This is a genomic window from Methanobrevibacter curvatus (assembly GCF_001639295.1).
GTDB classification, from domain to species: Archaea; Methanobacteriota; Methanobacteria; order Methanobacteriales; family Methanobacteriaceae; genus Methanoflexus; species Methanoflexus curvatus.
The window spans coordinates 1-17858 of record NZ_LWMV01000184.1; the positions used below are offsets into that span (position 1 = coordinate 1).

17 protein-coding genes and 1 pseudogene are annotated in these 17858 nt (G+C 24.6%); 3 read left to right on the forward strand and 15 right to left on the reverse strand.

Annotated features, from left to right (window positions below; all coding sequences use genetic code 11):
- Nucleotides 1-111 precede the first annotated feature (111 nt).
- From MBCUR_RS06810 to MBCUR_RS06865, 12 genes are all read right to left on the reverse strand, one after another.
- Entirely contained in the window at nucleotides 112-426 is a 315-nt protein-coding gene (locus tag MBCUR_RS06810; RefSeq protein WP_067091898.1) for a winged helix-turn-helix domain-containing protein, read from the reverse strand.
- Nucleotides 427-863: 437 nt separating this feature from the next.
- Nucleotides 864-1604 carry an MJ0144 family RNA dihydrouridine synthase-like protein gene (locus tag MBCUR_RS06815; RefSeq protein WP_067091900.1) on the reverse strand — a complete coding sequence of 247 codons (741 nt, stop codon included), beginning with the start codon at nucleotides 1602-1604 and terminating at the stop codon, nucleotides 864-866.
- Nucleotides 1605-1854: 250 nt separating this feature from the next.
- Complete coding sequence (locus tag MBCUR_RS06820) at nucleotides 1855-2628, reverse strand: GTP cyclohydrolase III (RefSeq protein WP_067091902.1); 774 nt, start codon at nucleotides 2626-2628, stop codon at nucleotides 1855-1857.
- Nucleotides 2629-2948: 320 nt separating this feature from the next.
- The gene (gene cofD / locus MBCUR_RS06825; RefSeq protein ID WP_067091904.1) at nucleotides 2949-3848 is read right to left on the reverse strand and encodes a 2-phospho-L-lactate transferase; all 900 of its coding nucleotides are present in this window, start codon (nucleotides 3846-3848) and stop codon (nucleotides 2949-2951) included.
- A gap of 39 nt (nucleotides 3849-3887) precedes the next feature.
- Entirely contained in the window at nucleotides 3888-4661 is a 774-nt protein-coding gene (locus MBCUR_RS06830) for a coenzyme F420-0:L-glutamate ligase (RefSeq protein WP_067091906.1), read from the reverse strand.
- 102 nt (nucleotides 4662-4763) lie between these two features.
- The gene (locus MBCUR_RS06835; protein WP_067091930.1) at nucleotides 4764-5390 is read right to left on the reverse strand and encodes an IMP cyclohydrolase; all 627 of its coding nucleotides are present in this window, start codon (nucleotides 5388-5390) and stop codon (nucleotides 4764-4766) included.
- A 220-nt stretch (nucleotides 5391-5610) separates the two neighbouring features.
- Nucleotides 5611-6003 (reverse strand): ExbD/TolR family protein, encoded by a 393-nt coding sequence (locus MBCUR_RS06840; protein WP_067091908.1) that lies wholly within the window; start codon nucleotides 6001-6003, stop codon nucleotides 5611-5613.
- Between the two features lie 153 nt (nucleotides 6004-6156).
- Nucleotides 6157-6996 carry a MotA/TolQ/ExbB proton channel family protein gene (locus tag MBCUR_RS06845; protein WP_067091910.1) on the reverse strand — a complete coding sequence of 280 codons (840 nt, stop codon included), beginning with the start codon at nucleotides 6994-6996 and terminating at the stop codon, nucleotides 6157-6159.
- A gap of 283 nt (nucleotides 6997-7279) precedes the next feature.
- A complete protein-coding gene (locus tag MBCUR_RS06850; protein ID WP_067091912.1) occupies nucleotides 7280-7531 on the reverse strand; it encodes a DUF2283 domain-containing protein in 252 nt (83 codons plus the stop codon).
- A 591-nt stretch (nucleotides 7532-8122) separates the two neighbouring features.
- On the reverse strand, nucleotides 8123-8770 hold the full coding sequence (gene rnhB / locus MBCUR_RS06855) for a ribonuclease HII (protein WP_067091914.1): 648 nt from the start codon (nucleotides 8768-8770) through the stop codon (nucleotides 8123-8125).
- Nucleotides 8771-9093: 323 nt separating this feature from the next.
- Nucleotides 9094-10176 (reverse strand): rod shape-determining protein, encoded by a 1083-nt coding sequence (locus MBCUR_RS06860; RefSeq protein ID WP_067091916.1) that lies wholly within the window; start codon nucleotides 10174-10176, stop codon nucleotides 9094-9096.
- 377 nt (nucleotides 10177-10553) lie between these two features.
- A complete protein-coding gene (locus MBCUR_RS06865) occupies nucleotides 10554-11648 on the reverse strand; it encodes an inositol-3-phosphate synthase (RefSeq protein WP_067091918.1) in 1095 nt (364 codons plus the stop codon).
- 532 nt (nucleotides 11649-12180) lie between these two features.
- Here MBCUR_RS06865 and MBCUR_RS06870 point away from each other — a divergent pair.
- On the forward strand, nucleotides 12181-13023 hold the full coding sequence (locus tag MBCUR_RS06870; RefSeq protein WP_067091920.1) for a UbiA family prenyltransferase: 843 nt from the start codon (nucleotides 12181-12183) through the stop codon (nucleotides 13021-13023).
- Between the two features lie 87 nt (nucleotides 13024-13110).
- Here the strand turns inward: MBCUR_RS06870 and MBCUR_RS06875 are convergent, their stop codons facing one another.
- Nucleotides 13111-14028 (reverse strand): TIGR00269 family protein, encoded by a 918-nt coding sequence (locus tag MBCUR_RS06875; RefSeq protein WP_067091922.1) that lies wholly within the window; start codon nucleotides 14026-14028, stop codon nucleotides 13111-13113.
- Nucleotides 14029-14287: 259 nt separating this feature from the next.
- On the opposite strand from MBCUR_RS06875, the gene MBCUR_RS06880 reads away from it, so the two are divergent.
- Nucleotides 14288-15061 carry an NAD(P)-binding domain-containing protein gene (locus MBCUR_RS06880; protein ID WP_067091932.1) on the forward strand — a complete coding sequence of 258 codons (774 nt, stop codon included), beginning with the start codon at nucleotides 14288-14290 and terminating at the stop codon, nucleotides 15059-15061.
- A gap of 149 nt (nucleotides 15062-15210) precedes the next feature.
- Here MBCUR_RS06880 and MBCUR_RS06885 read toward each other — a convergent pair whose 3' ends face one another.
- Nucleotides 15211-16080, reverse strand: coding sequence for a potassium channel family protein (locus MBCUR_RS06885; RefSeq protein ID WP_067091924.1), 870 nt, complete (start codon nucleotides 16078-16080; stop codon nucleotides 15211-15213).
- A 317-nt stretch (nucleotides 16081-16397) separates the two neighbouring features.
- Here MBCUR_RS06885 and MBCUR_RS06890 point away from each other — a divergent pair.
- Nucleotides 16398-16913 (forward strand): annotated as a pseudogene (locus MBCUR_RS06890) (fumarate hydratase C-terminal domain-containing protein); the annotation flags it as partial.
- Nucleotides 16914-16972: 59 nt separating this feature from the next.
- On the opposite strand, the gene MBCUR_RS06895 reads toward MBCUR_RS06890, so the two are convergent.
- Nucleotides 16973-17599: a hypothetical protein gene (locus MBCUR_RS06895; RefSeq protein WP_067091928.1), complete on the reverse strand. Its 627-nt coding sequence runs from the start codon at nucleotides 17597-17599 to the stop codon at nucleotides 16973-16975.
- Nucleotides 17600-17858 lie beyond the last annotated feature (259 nt).

Here is a 17858-nt window from a genome sequence, read left to right on the forward strand (position 1 = left end):
GTTTTTAAAAAAAAAAAAAAAAAAAAAATGAAATTGAATTAATTTAGATAAAAATATTTGTAAATTTAAAAAAAATATTATATAAAATTAATTATAAACTTATTAATAAATTTATTTTGTTAATTTAACTCTTCCATGTTTTGTATCAGGAGTTCTATACTTCAAAATTCTTGTTTCATGCTTTTTTAATCCATTTAATCCCAAATCCGTAAGATAATAATATTCTTTTAAATCTTCTTTTTCTTCTCTAAAAATAAATCCACTAGAAACTAATTCTAATAATAATTTTCTTAAAACTCTTTTAGGTAATCTAAACTCTTTTAAAAGCTGATTGAAGCTTTTTTCTTCATCTTTAGTAGATTTTAAAATATCGTAATGGTGTTTAGAAATACTTTTAAGAAAAGATTCATTTACATTTCGTTCCATATGAATATTTAGATTTAAAATTTTATAAATTTATTGCTTTAAACATTAAAATAATTTCTCAATACATTCATAGTTAAGATTTTGTTTCTTACTTTTTTTATAACTCTCTGCAAAAATAATTAATAGCTTGCTTTATTTAACAAAAAAAATGAATCTTAAATTATAAAACCATCTCCATATTTGCAATAAAAATATATATGTATTTCATTACTTTAATCCTCATATTTATGTTTTTTTTGTTAAAAAGTAACAATTCATTTTAAAAAATATTAAGAATTTTAAAAATTAATATAATAAAAATATAGCACATAACAAACAAAAAACATTTTAAATAAAAATATTTAAAAATAAAATTTTCATGAAAAAAACATTAAAAATAAGAAAAATAAGAAAAATAAGAAAAATGCAAATATTCTGTGACACAATTATAATATAATTTATTTATAAAAGTAATCTGGTACAGAAGGGGTAGTAATCTTGTTTAAATCAAAATCTATTCCATGCATAGCTGATCTAGCTATTGAAATTCCATCAACCCCTGTAGAAGCCATTTTAATTCCATCTTCAACTGAAAAAATTGAATTGTTTCCTATTGTAAAAATGTCTGTGGATTTAGTTATTTTTTCTAATAATTCATAGTCTGCAAATGGTGATGATGGTTTCATTGCATCAACATGTAAAATATCAGCACCTAATTTATCTATTAGTTTAGAAACTCGTAGAGTATTGACTTTTGGGACATTTGCTCTTATTTTAACAGAAACCTTGGATTTTGATTTCTTTAGAATTTCCATAAGAATAGACCCAAGAAAAATTGGATTTTGGAGTAACTTCTGACCACACCCAACTTCCATAATCTCCTCTTGACGACAATGAGCATTAATTTCTATGAAGTCCAAACTTTTAATTGAACTAACTTCTATAATAGGTTCAATGGCTGTTGAACGCAAGTTTGCTGAAACTAAAATGTCATTTTTATCTTTTATTAACTCAGCTTGATTTTCAATGTGAGAAACTATCTCTTCAGCGCTAAAATCAAACTCTAAACGACCTCTTTTTAAAATAGATTTTGCAGCAGCTATTGTAGGGTCATCAAGATTATATCCTCCAATTGTAACCATGTCAAATCCATGTGGAATCATTTTATTTGCAAATTCTCCATTAGTGATTCCTGCCATTGGTGCCAATACTTTAATTAAAATTCCTCCTAAAAATCAAAGGATCTTTTTTGAAATCTAATCTAAACTAATTGATTTATAGCTATAGTATATTACCAAAGTTTTGTAACATATGCAATGAATTTAAATTTTTAGAAATATCTCCTAAAAATCCTTTAAATTCAATTTAAAGTATTATTATCGTATTTTTTATAATAATTAAAAAATGATTATAAGTCATGTTTTTTGGATAATGTACTATATTTAAAAATTATAATGTTTCAAGATAATCGGTTTCTAAAACTGAAACTAAGTCTTTGTTTTTACCTTCTCTAATAATTTCTAAACCTAAATCAGCAAGATAAGCAGAATCTTCAGCATTATCACTTCTTCCAACACCTGCCTTAAACTTAATGTCAATTTCTTCATCGAGTTCATTTAAAATATCAGTTAAATCTTCTGTGGATAAATTATTACATGGAGACATGAAGTTATCTCCACCAATAAAGAATAATAATGCTCCTTTTTTAATTAATTTAGTCATTAAATAATGTTGTGCTTTATTAACTAAAAAATTAGTATCAAAAGCAGGAATAATATCAGTTAAAGACTCTGTTACTCCATTAATATCAATGTGAGCCATTTGAACAAAACTATTCTCAGGTGAAACTAAGCTGTCAACTGCCAAAATTTCTCTTCGTTCTTCAGACTGAGCTCCACCAGCTTTTTGAAGAGCCTCAGTTGCTTTTTTTTGGGCTTCATACGGAGTTTCTGCACTTCCAACGCCCATACTTATTGTAATTGGATACCTATTCATTATTGATCTTTGAATTCTAAAATGGTCTTCTTTATTGATTCCATTAGTAACAGCAAGCATGTTATCAAATCGTGTAAAAAAGACTAATCCTTTTTTAGTTGCAAATTGTCTTTGAACATCAGCAAAAAGTTCTGCTTGTAAAATCTGAAGGTCTGATTCTGTACGTGGTCTTGGAGTAACTGTCCATGGCCCATAATTGTCAATCTGAATAAGCGTCATTTGTATCATATATTTACACCGAAAAATAGTAAACTCATTTATTAATTATAGCTTTATCATATACTTAATAATTTAACATTAATAATTTGATATTATAAATTTAATATTGATAATTTAATATTAATAATTTGATATTATTCTTTAAATTATTCTTTAATTAATTCATTATTATAAATTTAATTATTATTTAAATATAATTAAATAAGATATAATCTTTTTTATTTATAAAAATTTTCATTTAATTTTAAATTCATATGCCAAAAAATTGAATAAAAGAATGAATAAAAATAATAAATAAAAAATTGGATAAAAAAATATTTAGAAAATAGCTATTTATCTAAAACAATTTTAGCCAAGTTCTCTTTGTCCTCAATTGTATTCATAAAAGTATTTGTTACTTCTACTTCCTCAACTAAATCTAATAATTCATCTTTTAATGCTTCATCTTTATTATCAATCACAAATTTATTTAAAAAGTCTTTATAAATATTACAAACTCCAACAGAACTAACATCATATCCTAAAGCAGACATAAACTTAGAAGCAGGTCCACTAACTGCAGAATTTCCAATTATAGGAGAAACTGCCACGACATAAGCTTTTTTTAAGGCTTTTTCAACCCCATTCATTGAAATTATTGGTAAAATTGAAGTTATAGGATTAGAAGGACCTATAACTACCATATCAGCATTTTCTATTTCTTCAATTACTCCAAAGGCAGGAGCCACATCTGAAAATTTCAAATCAAAAACTTCTGGCTCAGATTGATATTTTATTAAGAACTCATGAAAATCTAATGATCCAATATCTGTAATAATCTTTATTTGTGAGTTTTCATTACTCATTGGGATGATTTTAGACTTAATCGACATGCTTTTTCTTTGAATATCAACTGCTTTAGATAAAGTGTGATTTTTCATTAAAAGAGTTTTTTGTATTTTAGCTGCTCTATCTAAATCTCCTATTCTAAGTAATTCAGGAGATCCTAATGCATTTAATGCTTCATTGGTTATAAAACTGTCTCCCTTAATTCCATACCATGTATCATCATTTATTTTATCTGAGAGTGTGTATAGCACAGTGTCAATGTCTGCTGCAACATAAACACCTGAAAAGTAATCATTTTCTAAAGTATTTACAATAACAGTAATATCCGCCAAATCAAGAATATTTTTTATTCCTTGAATTAATTTAGGAGTTCCAGTTCCTCCAGAAAGAATAGTAATCATAAAATAACCTAAAATTTTAAAATAAAATATAAATTTACTTTATTTACGAAAAACATCAAATTTTTTATCTCGAATAAGACCTTGAATTCCACAAACTTCATTTCTCAAAGTATCAAATGGTGTAAATCCTTTAATGATAACAATAGGAATTCCTTCATCAGCCTGACCCATTAAAAGAGATGCTGCACTAGCTAATTCGTCAGCAACAGCTATTTCTGTTGTTTGAAGTTCACGTCCATACAAATCTTTTTCTCCTTTTCTAACCCACAAAGGATTAATACCGGATGAACCAATGGCTGTTCCAATAGCTCCATTTCTAAAAGCCCTACCTTGAGTATCAGTAATAATTACAGCAATTTCAATTTCAAGAATATTTTCTAATTTTTTACGTATTTTATCTGCTGATTTATCTGGATTAGGTGGAATTGGCTTTGCAAGACCATTATCAATATTAGATTCATCAATCCCTGCATTGGCACATACAAATCCATGCTTAGTTTCAGTGATTATAAAATCTGGTCCTAATGCAACTATTTCATTAGACTCATTTAAAATAGCTTGAATAATCTTTGGATCTTTTTTAGTCTTTTTAGCTATTTGAATTGCTTCATTTGATGCTTCAATATCTTCTAATAAAATGACATTTCCTTCTGATTTAGCAATTAAAGTTTCAGCTATTAATACAATATCTCCATTTTCTAATGAAACATTTTCATTTTGAGAGGATTTTAATATTAATTTAGAAATGTCTTCTTTTTTATTTACCAATGGGATAGTTTCTAATCCTATAATTTCAAGTCTCATATCACTCAATTAAAATATTTTATAATTAACAGTTAAATCAATAAATAAAAATAAATTAATAAATAAAAATAAATATAGATAAAATATATTTTTTAAAAAAAGATAAATGAATTAAAGATTTTTTGAAGCAATTGTCCATTTTTTATTAAAAACTGCTCCAACAGAAGCAACAGGATTTGTAAATTCTTCAAATTTTCCTTTATTGATAATAAATTCTGCAGTCTCAGTAGAATTTGATGCATTAAACTCGACTTTTTCAGGGGATTGACACTCATAAGTTGAAATGTAAACTGCTTCATCATTTTTGAGTCTTTCAACTAAAATCTTCTCATGAGTAACAATTCCAACATATGCTTCATATTCCCCCTTAGAATTTTCTGGTTTTACAACAGCAGCTATTCTTGGAGTGTTATAATCATCCTTTTCATAATCCATAGCCAATAAAGACAAAGTTAAAGCATCTTTAATGTTCATTCCAACTGCTATTTTATCAGAAATAACATCTGTATGAGATCCATTTGTAATTATTGCTGTACCACCAACAACTTTTAGACAGTTGTAAGCAATATAAGGATTTTCAAAAATATCCTTTTCATATCCTTCCTTTGGAATAATGGCTGCTGAATGCTCAAATTCTTTAGCTATTCTGTTTGGAAATGATCTACTACTTACTCTATATGCTACAAAAGGATTATTATCCTGATTTTTCCCAATAGACAAAATTCTACCTAAATACAACATAATCACCAATATTTTTAATAAAATTTAAAATAACTTATAAAAAAAATAACTTATAAAATAAAAAATTTATAAAATTTAAAAAAAAAACTTAAAAAAAATATAATATTAACAATTAAAAGAAAAATAAAGTAAAATAAAATAAAAAAATAAACAAATAAATAAAGTAAAATAAAATAGATTATATAAATAAATCATATAAAACATATTATTTAAAAAACTAACTATTTGGAGCTTGAACAGCTTTATTAACAGCCATTCCTGGAGGAGTTGTGATTAATATCGTTCTTTCTTTTGCTTTTATTTGAATATCTCCTTCATCAATTACTTTAGTGTGAATAGCTATTGAACTATCCTTAATTAAGCTTGACATGTCCTGTCCATTAACAATGACCTTTTGTAATCCCGCAACAGGGAATAAATAATACTCTGATGGTCCTTGAGATGGGGTTGATTCAGGTTTTCCTGAATCATCTACGGCTCCAGCAGTAAAACTGTTAGCTACCACTAAAAAAATCAATATTGTAAAAAGTATATCGATTAAAGGGACCATATTAAAAGAAGGTTTAGAATCTTTCATTTTTGCTCTGTGTTTTTGTATATCTAAAGCCATAATTTCAACTTTTTATTAAAATAAAGATTATTCTCTATAAAAAACTTAAATAAAATAAATAATTCCAGCTAAAAAAAACTATAAAAAAATTAGAAACCCCTAAAAAATTAAAACTAGGTTAAAATAAAGCCATGTCAAAGTGCCTACAATTATCTATTGCTTTAAAATGCTTTCAACAATTTCAGATTTAGTGTTACACTTCTCTAAAATAATATTATTTAGGCTTTTTTCTAGCATACTTGGTTTAAATGACACTTGAATATTTGCCTCTTCATCTGTAACTTTTCTTGTATTAACAATTCCATTTGCCTCTTGTAAAGCTTCAATTGCACATGAAACATTATCTTTTACTTTAATTTTTGCAACACCATAACCCCAATTGGTCATTTTATTTGCTAACTCAATTTTATCCATTTCATCATCAATTAAAGTCTTAATATAAGTATGTAATGGAAGTAAGATAATAGCTACAGCTAAACCTACGATAGTAGTTATAAGTGCAATATAAATACCTTCAGCCATTACAACAGCATTTGTTTGAACACCTAAAGTTTTAAATGTCATCCAAATACCAATTACAGTACCAATCAATCCTAAAAATGGAGCTAATTCGATAATAGTCTTTAAAGTATTTAATCCATTGGTCATTTTACTTAGCTCAACAATAAACACTTGTTCCATTCCTTCTTCCACTTCTACCTTGTTCTTATACCCGATTTTTAATGCTTCAGCTATAATCTTTGAGACAGGATTTTTTATGGAACTAATATCCTTTAAAGCCTGAATAGCTCCTCCTTTCTCCATTGATACAACAACAATATCCATAACTTCTGTTATATCTCCTTTATTGATTTTTCTTAAGTATCTAATCTTTTGAGTAGATATTAAAATACCATAAATTCCTATTAACGTAATTATATATGTTATTATTCCACCACTTCTAAACATTTCAACTATTGTGGTGACTCCAGACATTATAGCTTCTACTATCATATAACTCTCTTTTATTTCATTAAAAATATAAAAATGTAAAAAAATATAAAAAATAAACTAGAATATTAAAAAAATAAATAATAATATTAAAAATAAAAACTTTTTGTTTAAACAATCTAAATATTATTTCTTGAATATAATAATATAAATATTTTCTCTTAATTTTTAAATACTTTACTATTTGAAATTTTCAGATTGAAAATAAATATAGTTACAAATTATTTATTTTTTTAAAAAAAAAGAATATTATTTCAAATATAGTATATTACCAAACATTTATAACCTATATATTTTGTATAAAAGAAATGATTAAATCTATACTATTAATATTTCCAAGACTTTTAACAGTAGTGTTTAATACATGAGAAGTATTTATTATTTCTAAACCTACGATTTCCCTTTTTTTAGTAAAATCTAATACAATATTATCAGTTAATGGAATAGCTTCTGGATTTGGATAATCTTTAACTTTGATATATAATGCATCAGCTTCGCAGTCATATTCATGATTTAGTATTTTGTGTTCTTTAAACATTATTCATATTCCTCCTTCAATTTTAGATTTAGATTCTGGAAAAGTGGTTATTAACTTTATATTATCAAGATCAATTATAAATATCACAATCACAAGATTGTATTTACTTGTATCTGGGTGTGAATAAGTTATCTGAATTTGTTATTTATAGGAGATTTTATATACAATGGAATGCTTTTTTTAAGAATATTATAACTTAACTCATAACCACAATAATCTCTTTTCACTCTTTTTATGTTTTTTTATGTAATGAGAAGATTCAGTAATATTTATCAGTTCATTACCTCTTAATCTTGTTAAAGCATTTTCCATATCTTTAACTGAATACTCTGTAATATAAATAACCTCATAAATTTTTATAATAATTAATATTATAGTTTATTTATTATAAATAATTTTAGATTATTGCACCAATAATAATTTTTATAAAAAAATAATTTCAAGGCAATTATAATATCTTAAATAAATCATATAAAGACAAAAGCCATTAGTAAAAATTAAAATGGGATAAAAAAAGCTTGTAATTAGTTTAAAACTCATTGAGAAAGCTAATCTAATTATAAAATTTAATAATAAATGTAAAAAAACCAATTACTTCATTTTTTCTACGGTTTTCCATGATTTTCTAACAATTTCTGGCATTTCATTATAAGTAAAATTTTTTAAAAACTCTTTTGTTTTAGGATCACTTGGATAACCAGAACCTATGTCTCCAATTTTCAGATATTCTTTTTTTAACTTAGTAATACACTCATCTCGATGATTTTTAGCTAAAACAGATGCTGCAGATACTTGTAAATAATTATCATCAGCCTTATGTTCAGATACTATATCAATAGAATGATTATTTTCAATTTCATCAGTAAAATCTTCAATTTGCTTTTTTAATCTTTTGGGTTTTACATCTAAAGAGTCCAATATTATTTTATCAATTTTATAATTAGATATTAGGTTTTTAATAATCTGTTTAATTGCTCTTCTTTCAATTTCATTTAAATTTATATCATTATCTCTCATTTCATCAATATCTTTGGCTGAAATCTGAACAATTTCATAATTAAACATGTTTTTAAGTTTTTTTGATAAAATTGTTCTTCTACGTGGAGTTAAACGTTTTGAATCTTTTATTCCCATTCTTTCCAAGACTTTAATTTTGTCATCTGGAATAATTATTCCTGCAACAACAATGGGACCTAATACTGGACCTCTACCCGCTTCATCAATACCTAAAACATTCATGGAATCACAATACTAAAATAGAAAAAATGAAAACAATAAAATAGAAAAATAATTTTTACAACAAATTAAGAAAAATGAATATGAACTATTATAAATTTCAATAAACTTAAAAAAAGTGAAATAATGTCTTTAATTTTTATTATTTATTTAATTTAAACCCAAAAATAAAAAAAAGCCATATAATATTAAAAAAAAATAAATTAAAAAATTTAAATAAATTAAAAAATATAAAAAATATAAAAAATATAAAAAAAGAAAAAAATTTTGAAGTTTATAAAAAAATAAAAATAAAAAAATGTAAAAAAGGGAAATAGTAATTAAATCTATTTCATGGCTTTAATACGAACATCGGGCTCTAAAGCTCTTGGTTCAGCAGCAACAATAGCTGCACCTTTAGCTACTACTGTCATAGGGTCATCAGAAATGACAATAGGGATTTTTAATTCATCACAAACCCTTTCTTTAAGCCCTCTAAGTTGTGAACTTCCTCCAACTGCAACTGTATTGTTATAGATTCCAGAAATTAATTCAGGAGACAATCTTTTTAAAACAAGGTTTAAGCCTTTAATAATCTCACTAATAATAGGTTCTGCAGCATCTGCAACAATTGTTGAATCAATAATGATTTTTTCAGGACGGTTAGTTTTTGAAGATTTGCCAATAACCTGGGTTTCAGATATTTCTAAATCTTCACTACAATGGAACATTCCTACTAGAATTTTAGCATTTTCAGCCTCATGGACACCTATTTCTACATCATATTTTTCTTTAACAATGCTTACAATATTTGAATCAATGTCATCTCCACCAACTCTAACAGTTTCAATGTCAGTAATTCCGCCTAAAGATATTACAACTAAATCAGTAGACCCTGCACCAATATCAATAATCATTGTTCCATTTGGCTCAGCAATTGGAAGTCCAGCACCAATAGCTGCTGATAAACCTTCACTAATAACTAGTACATATTCTGCACCAGCATTTTTACCAATATCTTCTGCTGCTTTTCTTTCAACTTCAGAGGAGTCTCCAGGAATACCAATAACTATTCTATTAATTTTTTCCCCATCTTTTTTACCAATTTCCATTGCTTTAATTAATAAAGACTGTGCTTGAGCAATACTTTCAATAACTCCTTTTCTTAAAGGCCTAATAGCTATAATATCCTCAGGTGTACGACCTAACATGTGTTTTGCTTCTTCACCAACAGCTAAAACCTTTCTTGGATCATCTTTTTTAACAGCAACAACAGAGGGTATTTGATATAAATCAAATTTGTCCCCACTTGGTTTAGCAATAACTGTATTCAATGTTCCTAAATCAATTCCCAAGCTATTTATAATACCTTTATTTTCAATAGATTCTGATTTTTTACTTTTAAATAAAGACTTAAAACTAAATGCCATAATAACTCTCTCCATTTGTTAAATTAATTTTATACATTCCTAAAATTTTGCAAAATACCTGCAAACAATGAATAATTAAATAAAATTTAAAATAAAATTATAATAAACTTTTAAAAAAATTATTAATTATAAATAAAATTTTTAAAAAAATTATAATAAAATTTTTAACACTATAATATATTTTTATCATAATATATATTATTTTTGAAAAATTAATGATTCAAATAATATTAAAAGTATGTTTGAAAATAAGAAAAAATTGAATAAAAAAAATAAAATTACTAAAATTACTAAAATTATTAAAATTATTAAAATTATTAAAATTTATAAAAAAATTAAAAAAATAAAAAAATAAAAATAATGATAAAAATAATGAGCTATCTTTCTAAGTTACCATTAATAAAATTTTCAACCATTTGAGCTGCTTCATCATCAGTGTGTTGATTTGCAGGATGTTTCATTATATATGAAGAAATTGAGCTTAATTCACCAGCTATTCCTCTATTAATAGCTATTTTACAACATCTAATTGCATCTATAACACATCCAGCAGAATTTGGAGAATCCTCAACACTTAGTCTAAGCTCAATATTCATTGGAACATCTCCAAAAGTATGCCCTTCCAATCTTAAAAAGCATAATTTATTATCTTTTTGCCAAGGCACATAGTCGCTTGGACCAATATGAACATTATGAGGATCTAATGGCTTATCTAAAACTGCTTGAACAGCTTGTGTTTTAGACTCTTTTTTAGAATCTAAACGTTCCCTGTTTAACATATTAAGAAAGTCTGTGTTTCCTCCAGTATTAAGTTGATAAGTTCTTTCTAGTTTAACTCCTCTTTGATTAAAGAGATGTGCCAAAGCCCTGTGAGTAATTGTTGCACCAATTTGAGCCTTAATATCATCTCCAATAATTGGTATTCCTTTTTCTTCAAATTTTAAACTCCACTCTTTATTACTGGCAATAAAAACTGGCATGCAATTAATAAACGCTACTCCTGCATTTAAACAAGCTTGTGCATAAAAACGAGTAGCTTCTTCAGATCCTACAGGCAAAAAATTCACAGCCATTTCTGCTCCAGAGTTTTTTAAAACTTCAACAACATCTACTGGTTTTTCATCACTGACAACAAAGGTATATTTGTCTTCAAAATCTTTCATGTGTTCTGCAACACCATCTAAAACAGGTCCCATACTCACTTTAACATCAGAAGATGGAATGTCTTTTTGAAAAACAGTAGTGCAATTAGGCTCAGAAAAAATGGCTTTATCAATTGTTTTTCCAACTTTTCTCTTATCCACATCAAATCCTGCTACTACTTCTATATCAGAGGGTGAATATTCTTCAATTTTCCAGTGCATAAGCCCAATTGCATCTTTTTCAGTTTTATTCTTGTAATAATGAATACCTTGAATTAATGAACTTGCACAATTTCCTAAGCCAATAATAGCTATTTTTATTTTCTTCAAAAAAAACACCACAATGAAAAGATAATAATAATATATAATAATAACAAAAATGATAAAAATAAAAAATATAATAAAAAAATAATAATATAATTCAAAAGTAGATATCAGATATATTATACTTATGAAAACTTTTATTATAATTTAAAATATTGATAAAAGAATATATAAATATTTGTAAAAAAAGTTATTATAAGTACCCAAAACTATCTGATTTTTTATCATAACTTTTACCACTATATTTCCTTAACTTACAACAGCATCAACAAAATTTATCATAACATTATAAATATTATAAATTATATATATCCAAAATTGGATATAACATAAATTGACATATTTAGTATATAAATGTTTTTAAAAAGGAGAAAAATAAAAAACTAATAAAATTAAATAAAATTAATAATTATATAAAATAAAAATAATCTTTTTATTAAAATATTTATTAAAAATTTATCAAAATATTTATTAAAATATTTATTAAATAATTTACATAGTTATATTAATATCTTATTTAAAAAAACAAGGAAATCATATGAAATCATATCTTGAGATTTTGAGACCAGGAAATGGATTAATGGCTGTAATAGCTGTTATTTTAATGGGAATAATCTCTAAACAAATAGATTTATCATTAATATTAGCAATAATAGCTGTTTTTATTGCTACTGGTGGTGGAAATGTTATAAATGATGTTTTTGATCATAAAATAGATTCTATCAATCGCCCATATAGACCAATTCCATCTGGAAGAATATCACTTAAAATTGGAAAAATATACTCTGCAATTTTATTTTTAATAGCCATTATAGTTGGAATAATACTAAGTATACTAGTTAACAATATTTTACCAGTTGTAATTGTTTTTATAAACTGTTTGTTGATGTATTATTATGCAAAAACTTTAAAATCAACTGTTTTAGTTGGAAATTTATTAGTTGCTTATTTAACAGGTTCATGTTTTGTTTTTGGAGGATCAATAACTGGAAATATTGGTTTAATATTTTTATCTATATTTTTAGGTTTTTTTGCATTTTTAATGACCTTGGCTCGAGAAATAATTAAAGATATGGAAGATAAAGAGGGAGATGAAAAAGAAGGAGTTAAAACACTGCCTATAAATTATGGGCTAAAAATTTCAAGCATCTTGGCAAGTATTTTTATTGTTGTTGATTGTATATTAAGTCCAAGTCTCTATATTTTCAATGTTTTTAATGTTTACTTCCTAATTCCACTTTCTACTTCATTGATTCTCTTTTTTTACTCTGTATTTTTAATTTTATCTTGGCAAAAAAAAGAAAATATGAAAAAAGCATCAAAGTTATTAAAAATTGGGATGTTCATAGCATTTATCTCATTTGTAATAGGATCTTTTTAAATTATCTTCAATAAAAAAAAAAGCTAAAAAATCTAAAAAAAAATATTAAAATATTAAAAAAAATTAAATTGAAAAAAAGATTTATTATTATTTTAATTCATCTAAAAATGTGCAAACCCTGCACAATTCATTAGATGATGGCTCTCCACAAATTTTACATCTTTCAAATTTGTATTTTGTTTTATATTGATTGTTAATAGCTGTTTTAATTTTATCAAATCCTCTAAGAGTTGAATACATTAATGTTGGATGATTTTTAGACAATCCTTTTACTATTTCAGAAATTTCGCCTCTAAATGATTTTTCAGCATAAGGACATGATGCAAAATGAACATTTAAATCTTTAGCTACTGCATAAAGACCTATTTCTTTTTCTGGAATTTCTCTAAGAGGTTTTATTTTTGTGATAAACATTGGACTTTTAGATTCAGTTTTTGAACCTATTTTAGATAGATTTCTAATGTTTCCTTCTAAATAATTCATTAAAATAGCTTGTGTTTCATCATCTAAGTTATGACCTGTGACAATTTTATCTGCATTAACTTTTCTAGCCATTTTATTTATTATGTCTCTTCTAAATACTCCACAATAAGTACATGAACCTCTATGTTTAGAATTTTTCATTATTTCATCTAAACTCATTCCATATACTTCTTTAAAAGAAACTACATGATGTTCAATTTTTAAATTTGAAGCAAAATCTTTAGCTATTTCTACACCATCATTTCTATACCCATCTATTCCTTCATCAATTGTAACTGCTACAAGTTTTATTATATTACATTTATACAAATCATACAATATATCTAAAACAGTGACACTATCTTTACCTCCAGATAAAGCAACTAAAACTTTATCTCCTTTATTTATTAAATTTTCCTTTCGAATTGTTTTTAAAACCTTTTTTCTAATATTTTCAATGAAACACTCTTTACATAAATGCTGTCCTGACTGTTTTCTATGAATAATAACTTTTGGATTTCCACATTTGCTACAAGATTCCATAATATCATTTATTTATAATATTTGTTTACTTAAAAAAAATATTTTATTTAAACTCCACACCTTATTTTATTTAAATCAATTTATATTTAAATCAAAAATATTATTTAAATAAAAATTCATTTAAATCAATATTTATTAATTAAATCATATAAATATATATAAATTTGTTTATAATAAAAATTATGAAAAAATTTATGAAAAAACAAAAATGAATAAATGAATCATATAAATGAAATATGAAATCAAAAAAGGAAAAAAAATGAAAATAGGTTTTATTGGATTTGGAAATGTATCCTCTACTTTAGCATCAATTTTAAAAAAAGAAGGACATGAAATATACACTTCATCAACTAACAGAAGTAAAAAGACAAAAGAACTAATAAATAAAATAGGGGCAATTAGCCTTAAAGATTTCAATGAAGTTTCTAAGATTTCTGAGGTTGTAATCTCTGCTAATTCTCCATCAAAAGCCATTCCAATAGCTAAAAAATACGGAAAATTATCTAAAAATATTTTTATTGATTTAAATAACATTTCTCCAGATAGCACATTAGAAATTTCAAATGAATTAGGTGATAAATTCTTAAAAGGAGCCATAATTGGAAAAATCAATCTAAATGAAAATTTTATCTTTATTTCAGGAAAAAATGCCGAAAAAATAAGCATTTTAAGAAATTCTAAACTAAAAATCAAAATTTTAAGTGAAAGTGTGTCTGATGCTTCTATTATTAAAACTTTGAGGAGTATTTATACAAAAGGAGTTTCAGCACTTTTAATTGAAACATTTAAAATAGCTAAAGAAATGAATTTAGAAGAAGAACTATTTGAAACACTTGAATTAACTGAAGGTGAATTATTTAAAGTTAAATCATTATCAAGAATAAATAATTCAATTTTATATTCAAAAAGAAAATATGATGAATTAAAAGACATTTTAGAATATTTAAACAAATTTAATGATTTAAATGAAGAGAAAACAGACTTAATACTCTTAAAAGCAACACTGAAAGCATTTAAATCAATACAAGACTAGTAATTTTATTTATTTTTAGCGAATTATGTTTAAATCTAATATTTTTGTCAAATTTGAAATTAAAATTTGAAATTTTACTAAGCACATTTTCAATTTAATAATAAAAGATATACTAATATGGGATTATTAATCTCTTATCTCATTACTGTCTAATTCCTATCTGTACTATTGTGTTTGCTATTCATACTATTCTTTATATTATTCTTTTTATTCTCTATATTGCTCTTTTTATTCTCTATATTATTCTTTTTATTGCTTTTTTCACTATCCAACAAACTAAGTTTTTCTATTTTTTTTAGAATTCTATGAGTTTCTTCTACTTTATTTTCTAAATTATTAAAACGTTTATTAAATGAATGACGGGTTTCTTTTTCAAGTTTTCTAGTATAATATGATGAAACAGAAGCTATTAAAACACTGTAAATGCAAATTCCCCCAATAATTAAAATAAAACCTATAATTCTACCTAAAAATGTTTCAGGAACAATATCCCCATAGCCTAAGGAGGAAATAGTTACAACAACATACCATAAACTATCAAAATATGTAGTTACAGACGTATCAACAAAATAAAATGTTATTGATCCAAAAATAGTTAAAATAATTAAAATAATAATCAAAACATCTAAAAATGTGTATTTAATAAAATTTGATAGATTTTTTAGATTGTTTCTAAGTAAAATTAATAATCTTCCAATTCTTACTACTCCAACTAATCTAAAAACAAATGTAAAGCTATTTAATCCTAAAAAACTTAAAATACTAGATAATAGTATATCGGGAATCATTGCAATAATATAATACCAGTTGTGTTTTAAATCGTATTTTTTATTCTTTGCATAGGCAAATGAGTAGATAAATTCAATAAAAAGAATAAAACACACAATTAAATCAAAAACTGACAGAATAAAACGATTTTGTGGGGTAAAAGACCTAAACATTGAAAATGCCAAGAGAAAAATGTCAAGAGAAACAAGAATTAACATTACAAATTCATAAATATTTCTTTTTTCTTTCAAACTTCCACCTAATATTACTTTTAAAAGATATTATAACATAGATTTGGTAATTATAATAGCTATTAATCACTTAACAATTTCACAGAGTAAACTTCGCTATATAATAAACTTCAGTTTTTATATTTATATTTATATTAAATATATTAAATATTATAAATATAATCATATGAAGCAATACTTGTTCCATCTAATTTATTTAATATTATTCTTTTTCATTATATCTCAATAAAAGTAAAAAAAAAGATAAAAAAGTAAAAAAGATAAAAAAAATAAAAAATAAAAAAAGGGACTTGAAAAAATAAAATAAATCAAATACCAAAGATAAAATGATTAAATTAAAAACTCCAATAAAAGATGAAGAAATAAATAATTTAAAGATTAAAGATAAACTTTTAATTAATGGAATCATATATACTGGCAGAGATGCAGTTTTACCAAAGATTGTGAAGTCTATAGATGAAATTAATTTTAAACATATAGCTAAGACTTTAAAAGGGTCAGTTATTTTACATACAGCTGTTAGTGAAGCAGGAGTATCTCCAACTACAAGTAACAAAATAGAAATAGAGTCATCCATGCCTTTACTTTCAAAAAAAGGAGTTAAAGTCCATATTGGTAAAGGATCATTAAGTGATAAAACAAAAAATGAATTAAATATCTCAAATTCAATATTTACAGTTACTCCACCAGTTACTGCACTTTTAACAGATAAAATACTGTCAAAGCAACTTATTGCATTTAAAGAGGAAGGAATAGAAGCTATGTATAAATTAGAAGTGAAAGATTTTCCTGTAATCGTAGCTATTGCACATGGCAAAAGTATCTTTGATTAAAAAAAGGATAAAAGTATAAAAATATGAAAATTGAAAAAAAGTATTTGAAAAAGAAAATCTTAATCATCCATTTCTTGGAAATCAATAACAAATATTTTATATGATCTAGATAACTTTTTAATCTCTTCCACATCTGAAGATGTTTTAGCAGAGATTAAAATTGTTGTTAAAATAACATCACTCATGTTAAAGAGAGGTTCAAAAAGTTTTTTAATAAATTTAGGCAATTTAGTTGCCATATTAAAGTCAGTTTCAATAAATCCAGTAGTTTCATCATCTAACAAAATAGAAAACTTATTTCCTACTTTTTCAACATTGCTGACAAATTTTTTAACTGCATTATCTGGTCCAACCATCAACATTAAGTTTGGTTCTTTTTTAATATAATAAGGAGCTATTTTAATATATGATCCACCACTTTCTTTACATAAATAGCTTAATTCATCTATTTTATCTGTGTCCCCCCATAACATGAGAAAGTCAAACTTTTTTCGACCAAATGATTCTTTAATGATAATATGTTCCCTAAATAAAATTTCTACTCTTTTTTTAGATGAAATAACAGAATAAACAATTTCATTCATTAGCTCTTCATTTCCAGCAACTACACACCATAATTTATCTGAACTTTCTTCAGTAGAAACTTGAGCTGCTTTTCTAAGGAGTTTTATTCTATCATCGATCATCTTTTTCACTTTAAAATAGTAAGGTTTAAAAAAGTTAAATTTAAAAATTTAGCAATGCTAAAAAAATACTTAAAAAAAAATGAAAACTAAAAAAAAATGTTTACTCTAATTAGTTAAATACAGTTTAAAAAGATTCATATGGATATTCATTTAAATTTAAAATATTCTTTAATAGTTTTTCTAATTATTTTTCTAATAACTCATATATAATGTATAAAAAAAATATTATTAAGTGAGAATAGATACATCACTATAAAGA

Excerpts from the sequence above, each read along its gene's own strand:
- MBCUR_RS06860 (WP_067091916.1), bottom strand. The coding sequence starts at position 10,176 with ATGGCATTTAGTTTTAAGTCTTTATTTAAAAGTAAAAAATCAGAATCT.
- MBCUR_RS06815 (WP_067091900.1), bottom strand. The coding sequence starts at position 1,604 with ATGGCAGGAATCACTAATGGAGAATTTGCAAATAAAATGATTCCACAT.
- MBCUR_RS06870 (WP_067091920.1), top strand. The coding sequence starts at position 12,181 with ATGAAATCATATCTTGAGATTTTGAGACCAGGAAATGGATTAATGGCT.
- MBCUR_RS06880 (WP_067091932.1), top strand. The coding sequence starts at position 14,288 with ATGAAAATAGGTTTTATTGGATTTGGAAATGTATCCTCTACTTTAGCA.
- MBCUR_RS06845 (WP_067091910.1), bottom strand. The coding sequence starts at position 6,996 with ATGATAGTAGAAGCTATAATGTCTGGAGTCACCACAATAGTTGAAATG.
- MBCUR_RS06875 (WP_067091922.1), bottom strand. The coding sequence starts at position 14,028 with ATGGAATCTTGTAGCAAATGTGGAAATCCAAAAGTTATTATTCATAGA.
- MBCUR_RS06895 (WP_067091928.1), bottom strand. The coding sequence starts at position 17,599 with ATGATCGATGATAGAATAAAACTCCTTAGAAAAGCAGCTCAAGTTTCT.
- MBCUR_RS06810 (WP_067091898.1), bottom strand. The coding sequence starts at position 426 with ATGGAACGAAATGTAAATGAATCTTTTCTTAAAAGTATTTCTAAACAC.
- MBCUR_RS06850 (WP_067091912.1), bottom strand. The coding sequence starts at position 7,531 with ATGTTTAAAGAACACAAAATACTAAATCATGAATATGACTGCGAAGCT.
- rnhB (WP_067091914.1), bottom strand. The coding sequence starts at position 8,770 with ATGAATGTTTTAGGTATTGATGAAGCGGGTAGAGGTCCAGTATTAGGT.
- cofD (WP_067091904.1), bottom strand. The coding sequence starts at position 3,848 with ATGATTACTATTCTTTCTGGAGGAACTGGAACTCCTAAATTAATTCAA.
- MBCUR_RS06840 (WP_067091908.1), bottom strand. The coding sequence starts at position 6,003 with ATGGCTTTAGATATACAAAAACACAGAGCAAAAATGAAAGATTCTAAA.
- MBCUR_RS06820 (WP_067091902.1), bottom strand. The coding sequence starts at position 2,628 with ATGATACAAATGACGCTTATTCAGATTGACAATTATGGGCCATGGACA.